The organism is Flavitalea sp. (genome assembly GCF_035489435.1).
In the GTDB taxonomy this organism is placed as follows: domain Bacteria; phylum Bacteroidota; class Bacteroidia; order Chitinophagales; family Chitinophagaceae; genus DATHKG01.
In genome coordinates this window covers 123,882-141,970 of the sequence record NZ_DATHKG010000094.1, presented here as the reverse complement: position 1 = coordinate 141,970, position 18,089 = coordinate 123,882, and the positions used below count along the sequence as shown (strand labels likewise).

At 40.8% G+C, this 18,089-nt stretch carries 15 protein-coding genes; 2 read left to right on the top strand and 13 right to left on the bottom strand.

What is annotated here, in order from left to right; all coding sequences use genetic code 11:
• Window positions 1-209 precede the first annotated feature (209 nt).
• From VK664_RS15355 to VK664_RS15310, 10 genes are all read right to left on the bottom strand, one after another.
• Window positions 210-542 carry a hypothetical protein gene (locus VK664_RS15355; protein WP_461399561.1) on the bottom strand — a complete coding sequence of 111 codons (333 nt, stop codon included), beginning with the start codon at window positions 540-542 and terminating at the stop codon, window positions 210-212.
• A gap of 23 nt (window positions 543-565) precedes the next feature.
• Entirely contained in the window at window positions 566-1,009 is a 444-nt protein-coding gene (locus VK664_RS15350) for a hypothetical protein (RefSeq protein ID WP_461399560.1), read from the bottom strand.
• A gap of 254 nt (window positions 1,010-1,263) precedes the next feature.
• A complete protein-coding gene (locus VK664_RS15345) occupies window positions 1,264-1,896 on the bottom strand; it encodes a glycoside hydrolase family 19 protein (RefSeq protein ID WP_461399559.1) in 633 nt (210 codons plus the stop codon).
• Window positions 1,897-1,908: 12 nt separating this feature from the next.
• Window positions 1,909-2,718, bottom strand: coding sequence for a bestrophin-like domain (locus VK664_RS15340; protein WP_461399558.1), 810 nt, complete (start codon window positions 2,716-2,718; stop codon window positions 1,909-1,911).
• A 238-nt stretch (window positions 2,719-2,956) separates the two neighbouring features.
• Complete coding sequence (locus tag VK664_RS15335; protein WP_461399557.1) at window positions 2,957-3,418, bottom strand: HXXEE domain-containing protein; 462 nt, start codon at window positions 3,416-3,418, stop codon at window positions 2,957-2,959.
• Between the two features lie 177 nt (window positions 3,419-3,595).
• Window positions 3,596-4,108: a DUF6790 family protein gene (locus VK664_RS15330; RefSeq protein WP_461399556.1), complete on the bottom strand. Its 513-nt coding sequence runs from the start codon at window positions 4,106-4,108 to the stop codon at window positions 3,596-3,598.
• Window positions 4,109-4,135: 27 nt separating this feature from the next.
• Window positions 4,136-4,762, bottom strand: a complete 627-nt coding sequence (locus tag VK664_RS15325; RefSeq protein ID WP_461399555.1) for a hypothetical protein — start codon at window positions 4,760-4,762, stop codon at window positions 4,136-4,138.
• 265 nt (window positions 4,763-5,027) lie between these two features.
• Window positions 5,028-9,074 carry an ATP-binding protein gene (locus VK664_RS15320; protein ID WP_461399554.1) on the bottom strand — a complete coding sequence of 1,349 codons (4,047 nt, stop codon included), beginning with the start codon at window positions 9,072-9,074 and terminating at the stop codon, window positions 5,028-5,030.
• 4 nt (window positions 9,075-9,078) lie between these two features.
• The gene (locus VK664_RS15315) at window positions 9,079-9,714 is read right to left on the bottom strand and encodes a response regulator (protein WP_461399553.1); all 636 of its coding nucleotides are present in this window, start codon (window positions 9,712-9,714) and stop codon (window positions 9,079-9,081) included.
• Window positions 9,715-9,970: 256 nt separating this feature from the next.
• Window positions 9,971-13,045, bottom strand: a complete 3,075-nt coding sequence (locus VK664_RS15310; protein ID WP_461399552.1) for a sensor histidine kinase — start codon at window positions 13,043-13,045, stop codon at window positions 9,971-9,973.
• Between the two features lie 240 nt (window positions 13,046-13,285).
• Between VK664_RS15310 and VK664_RS15305 the strand changes: the two genes are divergently transcribed.
• Window positions 13,286-13,933, top strand: coding sequence for a trimeric intracellular cation channel family protein (locus tag VK664_RS15305; protein WP_461399551.1), 648 nt, complete (start codon window positions 13,286-13,288; stop codon window positions 13,931-13,933).
• A 2-nt stretch (window positions 13,934-13,935) separates the two neighbouring features.
• Here VK664_RS15305 and VK664_RS15300 read toward each other — a convergent pair whose 3' ends face one another.
• The gene (locus VK664_RS15300; RefSeq protein WP_461399550.1) at window positions 13,936-14,262 is read right to left on the bottom strand and encodes a hypothetical protein; all 327 of its coding nucleotides are present in this window, start codon (window positions 14,260-14,262) and stop codon (window positions 13,936-13,938) included.
• 196 nt (window positions 14,263-14,458) lie between these two features.
• Here VK664_RS15300 and VK664_RS15295 point away from each other — a divergent pair, with 196 nt between their 5' ends.
• Window positions 14,459-16,012: a hypothetical protein gene (locus VK664_RS15295; protein ID WP_461399549.1), complete on the top strand. Its 1,554-nt coding sequence runs from the start codon at window positions 14,459-14,461 to the stop codon at window positions 16,010-16,012.
• A 54-nt stretch (window positions 16,013-16,066) separates the two neighbouring features.
• Here VK664_RS15295 and VK664_RS15290 read toward each other — a convergent pair whose 3' ends face one another.
• Window positions 16,067-16,777: a hypothetical protein gene (locus VK664_RS15290; protein WP_461399548.1), complete on the bottom strand. Its 711-nt coding sequence runs from the start codon at window positions 16,775-16,777 to the stop codon at window positions 16,067-16,069.
• A 5-nt stretch (window positions 16,778-16,782) separates the two neighbouring features.
• Window positions 16,783-17,973, bottom strand: a complete 1,191-nt coding sequence (locus VK664_RS15285; RefSeq protein ID WP_461399547.1) for a hypothetical protein — start codon at window positions 17,971-17,973, stop codon at window positions 16,783-16,785.
• Window positions 17,974-18,089: the final 116 nt, after the last annotated feature.

Below are 18,089 nucleotides of genomic sequence, written 5' to 3'. Positions count from 1 at the left end.
AGATTTCATCTCTTAAGAGATTGCTGTAGCGTGCCAGCACAAAGAATACCAGGCTAATGGCAACAATGCTCAGATAGGAAATTGTATGCATTAAGTCCAGGTTGAAAGGGAGTGTCAAAAATAATCGAGTCATAAAAATATTTTTAAATTGTATTACTAAATCTTTTTCCGATGGTTAATTCAAAAATCTGTTGTTTATAGTTTTTGAATCAAATTTTTATCAAACTGGTCAATGTCCCGGTTATGACAGAGATGATTGCATTGCGGAACTCATCGATCCTGATTTCAGTAATGCCAGCTTGCTTCAAACCAGTCAGTTCTTCCAGCGACCCTTCCTCCTGCAACAGGAATTCCAGGTCCTCCTTTGTAAGTGCTCCGTTTTCCACTTCCTGTGACCAGCGTTGAAGATTATCTTTCATTCCGTCCAGGGCAGATTGTCCCGCTGCTTTTGCCTCCGTTAAATAATCCTGGAAATATTGTTTTGCTAAGTCTATTACACCTGATTTCAGATCCGTGTATATCTGGTCAAAATTTGTACTCATGATTTAATGTTTTAAACTTTTTATTAATTGGTTACTTGTTGTGTGATTACCTGTTGTGGTTTAATTTTTCCACTTTCGAGTTGTGAAATCTGGTCAAATGAAGAACCAATCAGTGACTGTGATTCTTTCACAAATACATCGTCGAGTTTGCCTTCTTTTTTCCAGCGGGCTACAAAGCCTCCGAACAAATGGCCGGTTGAATCTTTAAGGACTGTCCACATCTTTTCCGAGATGGTGTTTTTCGGACGGTTCTTTTCATACTCGTAAATCTTATCGATTTCTGTTTGTACACCCAGCACCGCATTGGCATGCAGGGCAAAGCTGTCGGTTGCCAGGCCCATTACATTCAATACATCCACTTTAATTGCAGTTGTTTGAGAATAGGCAAACTGGTCGAATTTTGAAATGGTGGAACAGCCTGCCAGTATCAGCAGTGTTCCCATAAAAAGCATTGTTGTTTTTGTCATGATTTTCTGTTTTATAATTAAAAAATAAATTGCATAGATATCCTGTTCTGCAGACAGCATTTGCCTACAGGGATTTTTTTAATAACTAATAAATAGATTGTAAAAGCAATGAAAAGCCAGAAGTCGTTAGTAAGAAGGACGGTTACAGATTGATTTATTTTGTTCGTTTCCTTTTTAACATTGCCAGGGGACTTTTACGGATTGATGATGCAAAAATAAATCGCTTTGAGTTTAGCAACAATAGCTAAATCAGGCTATGCAGTAACGGTAATTTGAATCGGGGAAGTTGCTGTATTCGTATTCCCGGTAAATAACAATCTACCTTGCTGGTATCTCTGTATTCTATCTGCCAGGCCATTGTAACCACCATTGATCCTTCTTGTAATGGCTTTGAAATTATCAAGATTAGCCCCTTCGTCAATGGGTTGCGTTACATTGATTTTATCGGCCCATGAGTTGAGTCCTGTTTTATTCCAGAACCATCCTGCACTCAGGGCAGCATATTTTAGTTGATCCGGCGAACAGAAGTGAATATTTTTTCCACCCAGCAAACTCGGATTATTGATAAAATCTGCCTGGAGATCCCGGCCAATGGCGGTGTAATTTGTACGTCCGGTTATTTGTATCAGTCCACGACCCTTGAATTTTACTCCATCGCCCGGGTTTATATTGCCCAGATCTCTACGCCCTTCATAGGCCTGCCCGCTGGCCAGTTCTTCAGTATAATAAAGTCCGCCACTCTCGTGAGAAACCTGTGCCAGGAAACATAGTTGCCGGGCGGAAGTATTAAGATCATACTTCATAAAAACATCATTGAGATAAGGAAGAAAAATTTGCGCATTTGCCATCGTCGTGCATGCGACTGCTTTCAATTGATCAACTGTCATAAAAAATATATTTTAATTTGAAACAATAACATTGTCATTTTGCAGGGCTTGTTGTATGGTAATGTAAGGTGCTTTACTGATTTGCATTCTTGGGTCAAACGGATGATCAAGTGCTGCTATTAAAAACAAGCACATCGCCAGGCTCCCGGAAAAAAATGACAAATAGATTCTTTTAAGCCGGATAGAATCCAATTGGAAAAAATAGGAAAATATAACCAGGAGCACCGTGCCAGCCTTAAGTATGAACCAAACAAGGTCGGGAATTTGCGAGTGATTATGTGTCAGCCGGTTCCGTCTCAGTTCTGTTATATCACTCAGGTCATTATCGATTACAACAAAAACATTTCGCTGCAGATCATTTTTTGGTTTCCGGGTAAGTAACATTAACCTTAGGTAAGGAATGGCACTTGACTGAGTGACTAAATCGTTGCTGTGCATGGTCCATTCATTGTTAATGACATTTGTGGTATAAGTATACATTGCCTGGCGGACGGGGATACGTATAGAATCTGGCATGGTAGATATATGGGTAATGATGCTGTTCATTTTGTCGGACTCTGACTCTATTGTTTTATCCAGATCTTCGTAATCTTCCCAAACAGCAACAATTACGAAAGCGAGTATCAGAGAATAAACAAGACTAATGGCACCAAACATAATCCCTGCCACTTCATTGTTTACAGGCAGTCGCTTCTGCAAATGAAAGCGATTGAAAAGCAAAAGCCCGGATTGTGCAAGCACTATTATTATGCAGACAAAAAAGAAGCAAAATACTCCCGCAGGAATTGTGCTGATAAAATGTTTAAATATTGCTAGTATCATACAGTGTTTTTATATATCTCGTTCGTTCCGGCATTCACCAGAGCAATTGTGAAATCTTTTTGTTAATGTAATCCAGGAAACGTCCATGTTTCGTACCGCAAATGTAGAATGTTGCATAAACCAGTGCAATAGCTAAAAGAGGCTATAAGACCTATAAAAAAAACCAGCGCCGCATAAACATGCGGCGCTGGTTTGGCGATCGGTCAGATCACGGTAGGATTTTTATTTCTTAATTGTTTTACCTGGCTTGTCTTATCACAGATAAGATATGATAACCTATAGCAGCAGCGGTACATACCACTATAGTTCTTAAACTAACTGATTCGGGTGACAAAAGCTTCATACTCCCTATAATAAACAGCGGAATGTACAGGAGAACCCCCGTCAGCACTCCCGGGGAATACATTTTCATCTTTATTACCCCCCAGATGTGAAAACATGCATTTACAGCAGTACTTAAAGAAATACAGTACCAGATTGCGATACCTGCCGGGGTATGATCAAAATAAAAAGGCAAAACACAAACGCCGATCATTAGCGTATTGATCCATACAAGGTAACCTGGTTGTATTCCTTTTGTTTTCGAGGGAACAAACTTTTGGTACCATTCTATAAAGCCCCCGGGGACCAGAAATTCCTCCGTAACGTGGAAAAAAATAGCAACAGGAAGTAGAAGAGCTAAGGTTGAAAACGTAAACATGACTTTAACTTTTTATTTGGTGACAATAGATGAATACTGAGATAAAATCTCAGATAAATTTTCTTTTGATAATTTTTGTGATGATAGACGTCGAAGGTGGACGCGCAAAAAAGCGGAGACTAAAAAGCCGCGACGAGCGCGGCCTCCAGGTTATTTCTCAGGATATATCATTTCTTATCAAAGCGGAAATGCCATGATCGTAAAAACAAGGAGTATAATGAATACACTCGTGTCGTACACAAGCGCCACAAACTCATTGGGCGTGTCAGGCTTTTTTGAATAATGCTGCAATGCCGCGAAGCCGAAGAAAATACAACTGGTAATGGCCGCCAGCAAACGCCAATGCTCATTTATTACCGAGAGAATACCCATTGCTCCTAAAGCAATGTTTGCAAACCCAAGTTCACGTATCACTACATAACTGTCCTTCGAGGTGAATCTGAATATTTCCCGGGCTGTAAATTCCGGGTTAGCTGCCTGCTTTAGACCCGCAGTAAAAAGCCGGATGCCTGCTGCCCAGAATATAAACCATTTTGCAACAATGGTCCAATGTATGGGTATTTGTTCTTTTACTATCTCTGCTGTGACGGAAGCGGCTGGCAAAATACACAGAAGGCTTATGTTCATAATAACATAAAAAACGTTGAATTTTTCCCGCTGTTTTGTCGGCTGTTGAATCTTTGTGTTCATGATCTTTGAATTGATTACATCATCATCTTAACGGGAAAAACCTTCCCTTTTCATTTCTTTTTTAACGGCTTTACACACGTCTTCAAAAAGTGGAACTCTCCCTCCCGGATTTGTAGTGTTGGTATTGGCAGCCCAGATTAATTTATTAGCCAGTAAAGAATAAACGGTCACCTGGACATGCCATGTGCGGTCGGTCTCAATACGACCGGGTGTTCCTGGCAAAAATTGCGGTTCAGCCCAACGGTTTCCCCAGCCGCCACGCCAATAGCCACTCCAGGTATTAAGATAAGCAGGCGGACGTCCGGCCACAAATTGCTGATCAGTATTTTCACCTGTTTGTCTCAGTAATACGATACCATCATATCCCTCTTTTTTCAAGATGTCGTTGTAGTGCGACTCTCCTTTCTGCAACAGTGAATCCCCTCCAAAAAGCATGTAGGATTGTGTCGCTGCCCCGGGATATAACGAAGCCATATAATCTTCAACCTGCCTGCGAACAACCTGGTCGTTGATCAGGGCTGCTACTACTATTGAATGCAAGCCGGGATTTTGAATCGTTGTTTCCGCGTCGCGCCAGCTATTTACAATTTGTGTTTGAGCCGAACACCTGATGATTGTACTGATAAAAAAAATGCCAATTAAAAGAGATTTCATGTTTAATTATATTACTTATTTGAAAAAATAGGTTTCCCCTTTTGTTTAGATTACAAAACTACCCTGACAAAAATGGAGGTACTATATTTCATGTTGCAGAAACTGTAAATATTGTTTCATTGCCCCCTGCCCTCCACACCGGCTTACCCGATGTGGTTGTTCTTCAAAAAGATGCATTCAGATGAAAAGGGAAAACATGAACAGGAAGGAATAAGGATCGCCGGAAAAGTGGCAAGTTTGCTGCCTAACAGGTCTCAAAACCGGCTTAGTTTTTTGCAACAGGCGTGTTTTTAATTTTCTGGATATAATCACCGGGAGTGATACCGTAAACTTCGCGGAAACATTTTGTGAAATATGCGGGGCTGCCAAATCCTGATTTATATGCAGTTTCCGAACTGCTAAATCCCTCCTGAAGAAAGCGGGTTGCTTTTTTTAACCGGTAATTGCGAACCACTTCAGTGGTTGACATATCAGTGAGCGCTTTTAATTTACGATGGAGACTGCTCCGGCTGATATTCATCAATCCAGCCAGTTGATCTACCCCAAATAGTGAGTCGTCAATATGCTCTTCAAGGAGTGCATAAAATTTTACCAGGAAAACATCTTCCACTATTGGTTCTGCCTGTTGAACCATTGAAGCGGTATCGGTGGGTATATGGGCACCCAACTCCTCCCGGAGACGATTCCTTAGTTTTTGTTGCCTGGTGAGTTGATTCTGTATCCGAAGCAATAATTCAGTAGGATGAAAAGGTTTTGTTAAGTAATCATCTGCCCCACGGGAAAGTCCTTCAATAAGATGTTCATGGGCAGTTTTTGCAGTTAGTAGTATTACCGGGATATGGGCCGTACGGATATCTGCCTTCACAGCTGAAGTGAATTCATATCCATCCATCACGGGCATCATAACATCGCTGATGATAAGATCAGGCATCATCGACAATGCAAGTTCCAACCCTTCAGCACCGTTCAGCACATGATTTACATGATAATGATCACGCATAATATCCATCACAAAAGCCGCGAGTTCCCTATTGTCTTCTACCAGAAGAATCTGTGCGGTATTTTCTAATGGCGGAGTGTCAGCAACAAAACCATCATGCTGTCCGGTTTCGGTACCTGATATCTGTGTTGCTTCCGCTACCCTTAATGGTAATAACAGTTCAAAGCGGGTACCAGACGGGGCTTCAACAAAACTCTTAACTTCAATGTTTCCCTGCATCTGATCAACTAATTCTTTAACCATTGCCAGGCCTATGCCCGTTCCTTTGTCAATCGTTTCTTCTGCGAGGTCAGGAAATTCACTTGCCTGGTAATAGCGGTCAAATATATAAGGTAATTTTTGGGATTCTATCCCTACCCCGGTATCTGTCACTGATAGCTGGAGTTGATCAGGATTAACAGATAAAACCACTTCTACTTTGCCACCCACCGGGGTGAATTTCAACGCATTGGAAACAAGGTTATAGACAATTCGTTCAATGGCATCGGGATAAAACCAGCAATCTGTTAATCCTGTATCGTTGGTGAATGAGAGATCGACCTGCCTGGCTTCTGCATCGTTTTCAAAAGAATGTACTACAGCACCAACTACCGTGGCGGGGTTGCCGCGCTGCTCATGTAGTTTCATGGCTTTGGCTTCCAGCTTTGAAAGATCCATCAGCCTGTTAATTAAAACCAGTAACTGCTTTGCATTTCTGACAATTGTATCGGCGAGGTGATGCTGTTTGTCAGTATCTGCCTTTCCGGTTTTCAATTGTTCCGCCGGTCCAAGTATCAGGGTCAGAGGTGTGCGGAATTCATGCGTAATATTAGAAAAGAACCGCGATTTCATATCATCCAGTTCTTTAAGTTGAAGGGTTTCTTTTTCTTTAAGAATCATTTCTTTTTCCATCAACATTCTGCCTACCCGGAAGCGGATAAAGGTCCAGACCAACCCGGCAATAATAATAGAGTAGCATAAATAAGCAGTCCAGGACGCCCACCAGGGCGCATTGATTTTTAATTTAACACTTTTCACAAAGGAACTCCACTTTCCTGTGGTGTTACTGGCATTTACCAGTAAGGTATAACTGCCTGGAGGTATCTTGGTATAATTTGCCTGCCGCTCTTTACCTGCTACTATCCAATCTTTATCGTAACCTTCAAGTTTATATCTATATAAGAGGTCTTGTGGCTGCGTATATTCCAACCCGGCAAATCCAATACTGAGCGTGTTTTTTTCGTAAGGAAGTACCAGGCGTTGCATGGCATTGAGGGGAACGTTCAGATCGCTGTCCTTGTCAAAGGCAGTCACATTTCTATTGTTGATTTTCAGATTCGTAAATGCTACTACCGGATCGTATTCATCTTCCTTCATCGAAAGCGCGTTGAATTTTATCCATCCTTCCGTACCTCCGAAAACCAGATCACCATTTGGTAAACGAAGATGATGGAAACGGTTGAATTCGTCGCCCGGCAAACCATGCCGGGTAACAAAGACCCTCACGCGTTTCGTTTCGGGCTCAAATTTTGTAATCCCTCTATTGCTACTGAGCCACAGGTTTCCATCCTGATCATCCAGGATTGAATAAATTGTATTATCTGGTAGATTCTCGGGAAATGAAATTACTTCGCATTTCTGAGTTTGTGTATTAAAGGAGATCATCCCCTGGTAGCTACCGATCCAGATTATGTTTTTGCGGGCTGCATCGGCACGAATCCCAAGTAATTGATTTGAGGGCAATGAACCAACCTTGGGTTCTTCCTTGAATTGTTGAATCTTTTTTGTGCTAAGTTCAAGTTTTAGTAGCCCATCATTCTCGGTTGTAATCCAACAATAGCTTTGATCTACATAAATATCCTGTGGCAATAAAAGGGCGCCAAATTGTTTTCTTAATAAGTTATGGTCGATAAGAGATTCCCATTTTGAATTTGAGAAATTATAAGCAAAGATTTTTCCATTAAAACTTATGATTACCGGCGAACCATCCGGCATAATCGAGATGCCCTTAATCCCAATCCCCGTTTCTGTTGGGCTATTGGCCAATGATAAACGTGGAAGTGCAATAACTTTTTTTTGAATGCTATCATAGTAACATACAGATTCCTTCAAAGCAAAATATAAACGCCGGTTATGGTCGTATGTGGTTCTTAAATGATAAGCCGGTGAGGTAAAAATCAAATCGTTGATAGTCCAGTTAAATTGCTTTTGCAGATCAATACCGAATTCCTGCATCAACATATCAGTGGCAAAATCTTTTTTGTAGCGGGATACCTGGAAAAAAGGTGTTTCCAGATCTATCTGGCGTATTCCCTGCGCGTTTGTCCCCATCCATATTACACCAGACCGGTCAACCAGAAATGATTTTACATCTCCAAAAACATGTGCATTTGTATTTCCAACAGGGGTTACACCGGTGGCATCGGAATAAGCGTATATTTTTCCGTAGGTTTCAAGGTATTCAGTTTGTTCTCTTCCGGAGCGAATCCACCTGATTCCCATATAACCCTGGCTGGGAATAACCGATTTTCTGAATTGATTAGTAGTTGGGTTAAAAAAATACAAAGCATTCCTGTCGCCCCACATCAACTCTCCGTTCGCACGTTCATGCAGATCAATAGCGATAGCATCCGATTCTGGGAAGGCACCATAATCCTGTTGATAGGGTATCGGCCAATTCACAAATTTATTCCGATTTTTATCATATTGGCTTATTGCCTGCTGACTTACCACCCAAACCTGCCGCTTTCCTGTTTCTACTATGCCTCTTACGGTATCGCCGGGCAAAGTGGAATTTGCCCGGTTAAAATGAACAATTTTTTTGCGGCCCGGATGGTAGTTGTTAAGTCCATTGCTCCGGATAATTCCCCAGAAAGTACCATCACTATCTACCATCCAGCCCCGGCGTACAAAAACAACACTGGTATCTAAAGGGAGGTTGCCTTTCAGCAGGTGCGTTATTTTTTCAGTTACCGGGTTAAGCATATCAATTTCGCCCGACTCATGTTCTATCCATATACGGTTTTGAGGATCTTTTTTCATCCAGATAATTACATTGGATGAAAGCGATTGTGTGTCATAAGAATGATGCTGAAAGATTTTGTATTGCATACCGTCGAAACGTGCAATGCCATTGCGGGTCCCGATCCAGATAAATGAACTATCATCCTGCACCAGCCCCGATACAAAAGATTGCGGTAAACCGTCACCTGTAGAAATTGTTCTGATAGACTGAGCGAATACAGGAACTGATCCGGGTGAAATAATAATAAATACACTGCAAAGAAGCCGTAGCATGGTAACAAAGGGGCGAATAGATTGGGGACTCGTCATAAGCTCAAACTATATTTTTCTGAATAGCTGTAGCAACCGCCTCTGATACACTGTGCACCTGTAATTTTTGATATACGTTTTTAACATGATTATTTACTGTAAAAATGGAGATATTCAATTCAGCAGCGATCATTTTATGACTTAGTCCTTTCACGAGTTGACCAAGTATGTCCAGTTCCCTTTTTGAAAGATTGTAGGTTTCATCGTTCGGGTTCGTTTTTTTATTTCCGAAATGTTGCAGCACGCGTCGTGCAATGGATGGTGTCATCGGCGCACCACCATTCACCACGTCCCGGATGGCTTCAATCACTTTATCATTGGATGTTTGCTTTAATATGTATCCATGCGCTCCAGCCTGCAGGCACTTAAAAAGATTGTCATCATCTTCAAATATGGTTTGCATAATAATCAGGACCTGGGGATAGTGCCGTTGAAGCAATTTAACTCCTTCTATGCCGTCCACGCCGGGCATATGAATATCCATTAATACAACATCCGGCAATTCGGCGCTGAGGTTTTCCACCAGGTTCGAACAATCTTCGTAATCGCCGATACACAACATATCGACGTGGAAGCTTATCATAAGCTTTAAGGCATTACGTCTTTCTGCGTGATCGTCAAAAACTATAATTTTAATCATACAATTTAATGTGATTAATAAAAGGAAAAGCGATCTTCAAAAGGGGACGGCTTGAAACGGTGATCCGGTTTTGAGAAGAACAATACCGGATGTCGTTGAGGTACAGAAAAAAATATAGTATCGGAAATTACAATAATTGCGCTATTAATCCATAAACCGCCCTGTTTTTTTATAAAAAGCAACAACAGAATAAGTGGAAATATTTATGCAATTCAATTTTACCATCAATACAGACGATGGTTTTTTTTCAGATTTATCAGAATTCGAGATGCACAGTTGTGCCCTTGCCGGGTTCGGAACTGATTGTACATTTTCCGCTTAGCATAACTGCCCTTTGCTGCATATTAGTGAGGCCATTACCACTTTTTTTGATCAGGTTGCCGTCAAACCCTTTGCCATCATCTTTTATTGTAAGTCTCACCGATGAGGGTTGAATGGACAGGATGATCCAAACATTCTGTCCATCCGCATATTTAGCAATATTGTTTATTGCTTCTTTATAAATAAGATAAAAATCTCTTCTTTTTTCCATCGGTAACTGCATTTGATAGAGGGATTCATCAAAATTAAAATGCAGGTTATAACCTTTTGCTTCCAGTAAGTGGACAGCTTGTTCACGCATGCGGTTTATAATGTTTTCGAAGGCGTCATTTTTTGTATTTATATTCCAGATAATATCATTCATGGATTCCATGATCTCGGTAGCATGATCCGTAATTTTTTTCACCAATGGCTCATTATTAAAAGTTTTATTTTCCATTTGCTCATGCATGATCTTTGAATAAATAGCAATAGTACTAATCGAGGATCCTACCTCATCGTGAAGGTCGCGGGCAATCCGGTTACGTAAACTATCAAGCATTATTAACTGGTGAATCCGATACCTGTACAACGCATAAGCCAGGACAATACTTCCGGCAATAACAAGGATCTTGAACCACCAGGATTTCCACCATGGCGCATTAATAGAAATATTCAATTCCGTGGTCTGGCTCATCCAATTGGTCTCATCAAAAGTCGCCTGCACCCTAAAATTATATTCACCAGCATCCAGATTAGTATAGGTTGCTTCATTAATCGCTCCAGAATAAATCCAGTCTTCATCAAATCCTTCCATCATATACCGGTACCTGATATTGTTGTGCCTCCGGTAGTCCATGGCGGCAAACCTGAAAGTTATTACGTTTTGCTCATGCCGGAGTTCCAGGGTTTCGGTAATGCCAATATCTTTTGTAAGGGGTGATCCCTTAACCCCTGTTCTTACCGGCCTGTTGAATAGCCGGAGTTCGGTGATCGCAACGGCCGGCGATTCAAGCGGAGCCATAGAACCTGGGTCGAAATAGTTGATGCCATTCAGTCCGCCATAAACGAGATGGCCTTGTGTTGTTCTCGTACTCGCATAGCGGTTAAATTCATTGTCCTGTAACCCGTCATTAACGTCAAATTTTCTAAAAGAACCGTGTTTGACATTAAACACTGATATTCCTTTATTGGTGCTGAGCCAAAGATTATATGCATAGTCTGTCTCGATTCCATATACTACATTATTGGAAAGTCCGTCTTTTGTTGTAAAATGTTTGAATGTTCCCGTCGATTTATCAAGCCTGTTCAAACCGCCGCCTTTAGTACCAACCCATAAAAACCTGGACGGATTTTCCTGGTCCTGGCAAAACGAAAGAATATGGTTATTGCTTACAGAAGTAGAATCAGACTGCCGGAAAAAAAATGGCGGCTTCATTTCACTGGCTTCTGTGTCAAAGCAGAATAAACCGTTCGTCGTTCCAATCCAGATCAATCCATCATCATCAAAAATACATTGAAGAAAATCATAATCATAAGAGCTTTGCTGTATCGGATATTCATACCGGAAGAATTGCCCTGATTTAATATTATAACGTACTACAAACTTTTTATAACCCATCCAGACATTCTCTTTTCTGTCAGCATAAACCGGAAATGGCAAAGCAACCAAATCTTTGAAGGGTATATTAATAGTTTGTATTGTTTTAGTAACCGGGTTAAAATTGATAATAGCGCCAGTTGTTCCACACCAGAAGTTTCCGGCTGTATCCACTCCAAATGATTGAATAGATTTTCCTGACAGCATTTCATGTCTGCGTAGCTTATTGGCAAAACCGGTATCTACTAAAGCCGGGACTTTACTGAGATCAATGGAGATAAAGTCATTGGTTATAATTTTCCCTGGAGCATACTCTTTGATCTGGTAAATATTTTTGCCTGGTAGGATGTGGTGAAACCGATCAACTTCCGAATCAAATCTTAAAAGTCCATACCCGCCGGAACCCAGCCAGACAATGCCGGTTTTATCTGTAAAATAAACTGTTGGTGCGTTTAGTACTTTTTGTTGTAAAGGATCTGCCGGGAATACAGTTCTTTTCTCACCAGAATTTAGATCCAACTGTGTGATGTTGTTCTGATCTGACACCCACAATGTATTTTTATGGTCAATCGTCCATCGGATGTCCCCCCCCGGAGTGCGATGGAGATATTGAGGATAACTGAAATTATAATCAGGGAATTTAATAATGTTTGTGTTGTTAAGCAACAAACAGTGATTCAAAGTATCTTCTAACAATTCGGGTATAAACGTTTCACTGCCCGGATAGAAATGGAATCTTTCGATAAGCTTATAACCACTTCCTGATGAATATGGCAGAAGTTCAAGTATACTTTTATGCGTGGTAATAAAAATCCTGTTACGGCTGTCGATGAAAATGGCTTCTGCCCCCTCTGTCGGTTTTTGGGAGATGCTGTCAAGTTGGATTGATGTAAAATTATATTTTTTCCGGGCAGGTGTATTATGATCTGTTATCTCCAGCCGGTCGATCCCTTTATTCGTGCGTATCCAAAGGATACCTGCCTTATCTTCTTTTATGCCCAGCACCGTATTAGACCTGATACTGCCAGTACCAATGTTGCGGAAATGAATAAATTCATTTTTAATCTTATCAAACAGGTCAAGCCCATTATTTCTTGTGCCTATCCATATTCTATCCTTTGAATCCTGAAAAACACAGGTCAGATCGTCACTGCCTATGGATGCAGTATCCTGTATATCGTGATGATATATCGTAAAGGAATATCCATCATATTTATTCAGCCCATCACCAGTGCTAAACCACATAAACCCTTCCTTGTCCTGGGCTATTCCACTAATGTATCCCTGCGAAAGTCCCTGGTTGATATTAAGCGATTCAAAACGCAGGGGTACAATCTGAGCAGACAAGTTTACCATTATCAGCATTGCCGGGAACAATGCGATAGTCGTTCGCCATTCGAAGCTTTCATGATTATGGTTGGAAAAGAGCATAGGGTGTGGAACTAAATATATCGGAATACGGACCACCCTTGCCTAAGAAGTTATTAAGATTTCAACCTGTCTTGTGGAAAACCGAAGCAAACTCAATTACTTCAGACCAGGCAATGCAGCCAATTCTTTCGAAGCTGTCGTACTAACTGTTCGGCATTATTTCATATTTTCATCATCATCTATTTTTTGAATACGATATTTGTTCGCCGGATATTACCGGTTTAACACACAAACATTGTTTTGGAAGGATTATTTACGACTTTACTTGACTTAGCCGGAACCTTTGCATTTGCAATAAGTGGTATAAGGTTGGCATCCCGTAAACAGATCGACTGGTTTGGAGCCTATATAATCGGCTTAGTGACTGCGATTGGTGGCGGTACAGCAAGAGACCTGTTACTTGATGTAACTCCATTCTGGATGTTGGATAGCAAATATTTTATTACTACCGGAGTCGCGCTGCTCGCCACTTTGCTGTTTAAAGAAAAAATATTGAAATGGGAGAATACTCTATTCCTGTTTGATGCCATAGGGCTTGGACTATTTACCATAGTCGGAATAACTAAAAGCATTGAAGCGGGTTTGTCACCCTGGGTCTGTATTGTTATGGGCACTATTACCGGATCGCTGGGAGGTGTCGTCAGGGATGTGCTATTGAATGAAGTACCATTGTTGCTGCGAAAAGATATTTATGCGCTTGCCTGTGTGGCCGGTGGCCTTATTTATTTTTTATGTATTTATTTCAGCCTTTCTAGCAATTTAACAGAATTGATTGCAGCTTCAATCATAATATTAGTGCGGGTAATTGCCTTAAAGTTTCATATACATTTACCGGTATTAAATACGACAAAAAATCACCCTGGTGAACATGCTGACAAAACTGAATGAATTCAACAATTAAATAATCCAAGCATGGCATTTGCTCTCACCTCGTCTTCCACTTTTTCCATTCTCTCACAAAGACTGATCATTTCCTGATAGTTCAAAATCATCTGGAAAGAATACATCGATGCTAAATCCAGGTGAATGTTTTTTTGATTGTGATCAACAGCGGTTGTCGACTGTCTTATTTCATTTAAATATTTGACAAATGCCCCCAGCCGGTTAACAGGAATACGTACCAAAGATGTTCCAAATGCAATTTCGATGTGATTACATTCGTGACACTGGGTGGCATACCCATATTCATCATGAAGCAGTACTTTAAAATCACACATAGAGTTTCTTAATATCTGTTGAATATCGATAAAACTACCAATTTAAATGAGGAATAAGGATCGAAAAAAGGAAATCAAATTGCAAAAACGGGAGAAAATAAGAGGCCCACTGCCCTGCCCGTTTTACCGTTTCTTCTTATCCAAACTGATTGAGCAGCACAGTAAGGACTGAAAACTTTATTATCTTAAACCTGACATGCCACGAATATCCCAACTTGTCATTGCCTTATTGATAGTCCTGACCTTCGCTAAATGTGCAAGGGAATATAGTAATGAAGGTGGCGGTGCAATACCAACAACAATCGACACATCCGGCAACTCTTCAGCTTTGGTAAAAAGTGCCTGGGAGTTCAAACAAGGTTCATTGAAATATGAAGGTCCGGTTGATACTGCGTTTCTTTCACAGGAAGATAATATTTCCATTTTAACCATTAAGGGAATATCAAAAAACGGAACTGAAAACATTTCTATAACCATCCGGGCAAGTATAAAAATAGAAAAAGGAAAAACTTATAATACTTCAAGAGAAGAGGCAAAGTTTCTGTACACGGCCAGCGACACTATATACTCAGCCATCCCGTATTTGGGTGGAGATATATACGTGACCATCACTGCATTTGAAGACAATAAGGTAATGGGTACATTTAAAGGACTGGTTTTAAAAAAAGATGGTCGTTCTTACGAGGTTACCGAGGGCTGGTTCTCGTCGCCGCTAAAACGAATCCCTTCCACGGAGAATAAAGGATATATCATGCTTTGGGCTGAACAAAGCTGTAATGGGCCGATAGAAGTCAAAATAAATAACCAGCCGGGGATGATTACTAAGTTTCCTTTCGTTAGGCCAGGTTGCGGCGATGAAGGCTGTGTTACATATACCTCGGGCCCCGGAATATATGATTGGGTTGCCTATTGCGGGAAAGACTCTGTTTTTGGAAAAGCGGAATTAAAAGCCGGCGGTTGTACCAAAGTGCTGGTCAGCTTTCCGATCAGACCTGCAACCGAAACCACGACTGAACCTGCTAAACTATGTAAGCTGAATCAGATCACATATAAAGGGGAATTGTTTCCCATCATGTCAAATGCTATAAATACCTCCTGGTCAGGTGTTGATGCTGTGGCACTTGGTTATACTGTAAAGTTGCCCGGATGGATTCTGTACCTGACTTATTCAATTCAACGAGAAGCACAAAAGATTCTGATCATACATCCATCAGGCGGTTTGATAAACGAATTTATTACAGATGCCAGGGGCAGAATTGTTGCCTACAACGGTAACACAACACCGGAAATTCTGGACGCTGCATCGCCGGAGTACGTCACTTATGAGTACGACAATAACAACAATCTTACAAAAAGAACCTATTACAAAGACACAGATCGCCGGCCGATAAACGAAACAATCTTTACCTGGCTAAACGGCAATATTATAAAAATAACCCAGACCAGTTTAATTACGGGTCAATCACTTGACTATCATTACGAGTACTTCACTGATAAGCCTGTTAAAGCAATGCCGTTTTTTTATGTAGAAGCGCAGGAAATCCTAATGTACCAGTCTGTACTCAACTTTGGCAACCCTGTTAAAAACTTACCAAAAAAAATGAAGATATATATTTCGCCGACGAATATTTATAATTATAGCTTTTATGGCTATGTTATAGATGACAACGATTATGTTCAGTCTATGCGCCTGGCGATAGATGGTTATAACAGCGGTATCAATTTCAGTTTTCGTTACACTTGCTTCTGATCACTAATCTTTCAACAGGTAACAAGCAGTAAACAACGAAATGTCAGTAATGCTTTATTCCTCTGCCAATTCATAATAAATTGCTTTGTATTTGCGGCCATCCAAAATGATCGAACCTTTATTCAGTGGTATTTTTTCACCGGTTCTGTTACCGCTATGATCCAATATGTAAACCTGCAAATTCTTCCTTTTTTTAAGCGTTAATTCCAATACAACAGGCTCCAAAAGTATTGGGGCTGTCCCTAATTCAAGCAATTCATCTTTTTTATCATTGTATTGCATGCCCGTATTTCTTGCTCTTGCAATCGTGGTAACAATGATACTTTTTGAGGATGCAATATCTTTGTCCTTCAAATTGCTGTGTAACAGAATAATAGCAAACTCATTCGGGGTTTTTAAGGTGAAATCATCAAAATCCAGTTTTTTTCCACTGCTAAAACCCACCATGCCCTGAGTTCCATTTGTATTAATCGTGAAATATCCTTTAGGAGTCCGGAACCATTCCAACTGACCTGTGGTTGAAGTTATGGATGCAGCTTCAGGCGATTCAACGGGCATAGAATTTTTAGTTTCGCCCTCACCAAACGATATTACGACCCTGCCTTTGACAAGTGAGGCTAAGGGAACAGAAGACTGAAAGTTTTTGACATCAGACTCCTGCGCCACTTTTTCAAAAAATGGAAGACGACCTTCTTTCAGTTGTTCCTGTTTTATGTTTCTTTCAGCGACTATTGCAGCGGACTTTACATCATGTCTGTATATCATTGCCGCTAACGCCGGGTATAATGCCAGCTGTGTCGGAGAAGTAACATTATACACTCCATGCCCGCTTTGCACCGTCGGAGTAAAATGATCATAATCCATTGCAAATGCAAATGAGCCGTCCCAATCCTGCAAGCCAAGTCCATAAGCGGCAATGCCTGCCAGCAACTTCCAATGATTAATCCCTTGTAACCGGTTGCACGAATGGCATCAATAAACTTTTGATAAAATGCCTGCTGTTGTTCATATAAGAACATTGCCTTGTCAAGAACATGCTGTGGCAGTTTTTCATGGCTGGTCCAGGCTTTCTCCGACTCGTATGAAAAGAACCCATGGTTAGGTTGAGGGAACACATTCTTTTTTTCCAGCGTTTGATCTTCGGGTAGATTACTTCTGCCCCAGGCTTCTACCAGAGCGCTTTCCGTTTTATATTTTTTTGCCAGGTAATTGGAAAATTTAGTACAGAGTAGTTTGCTGTAAGTAGGTGCCTGCTTTAGTGATTCCATGATCGCACCCCAAAAAATATTGTCTTCATTCTGAAGTTCAACAAAGGCCAGTGCAGGATCATCTGCGTAACGCAGACCGGTATTCGGATTCTTATGATTGAGCATATTAACTGTAAGCTCAATATTCAATTCCTGCAAATCTTCCGCAAAATTCACCAGGGCAGCAGTAGTCCCGTTTAAATGCGACCATGGAAATTTTGTATCTGCTATTTCCTTGTAAGCAAGTAAGCGGCTGCTATCACCGGGTAACACCCGGTGACCATAGATATGGGACCAACCTGTATATATGCCCTGTTGTTTAAAACGCGCGCATAAATAATCGAAGTTGATCCATTTTTCATCTGTTAACTGCGTGGAGTGAACACCATCTGTAGCTTCCCAGGTGAACTTATGAAAACGTATGGCGTTGATGCCATATGCAGCAATAAAATCTACCCACTTATCCGCTTCATCGTGGGCAAGGAAAGGACGGTTACCCGCAATGTTGACTCCCCAGAATTTAATTTGCTGTCCATCATCAAAGTAAAGGTTACTCCCTTTCATTTTTACAAAGCCGCTTTTGCCTGCAGGTGCGTCCAGCCATCCACGCATATTTATACGCGAACGGGAATAATCCGCATTTGGTTGAAACCTGAACCAGTCATTAGTGTTTTGTGCTGACAGGTTATAAACACAAAAAAGATAAATACTCATTAAACAGCCAAGCCTTTTTACCATACAGTTGTCATTTCAAATTATCTATAAAAAGCTTATAAGATATGCTGTCTACAACTATAACGCAAAAAGAAAAACCCCCTGAATATTCAAGG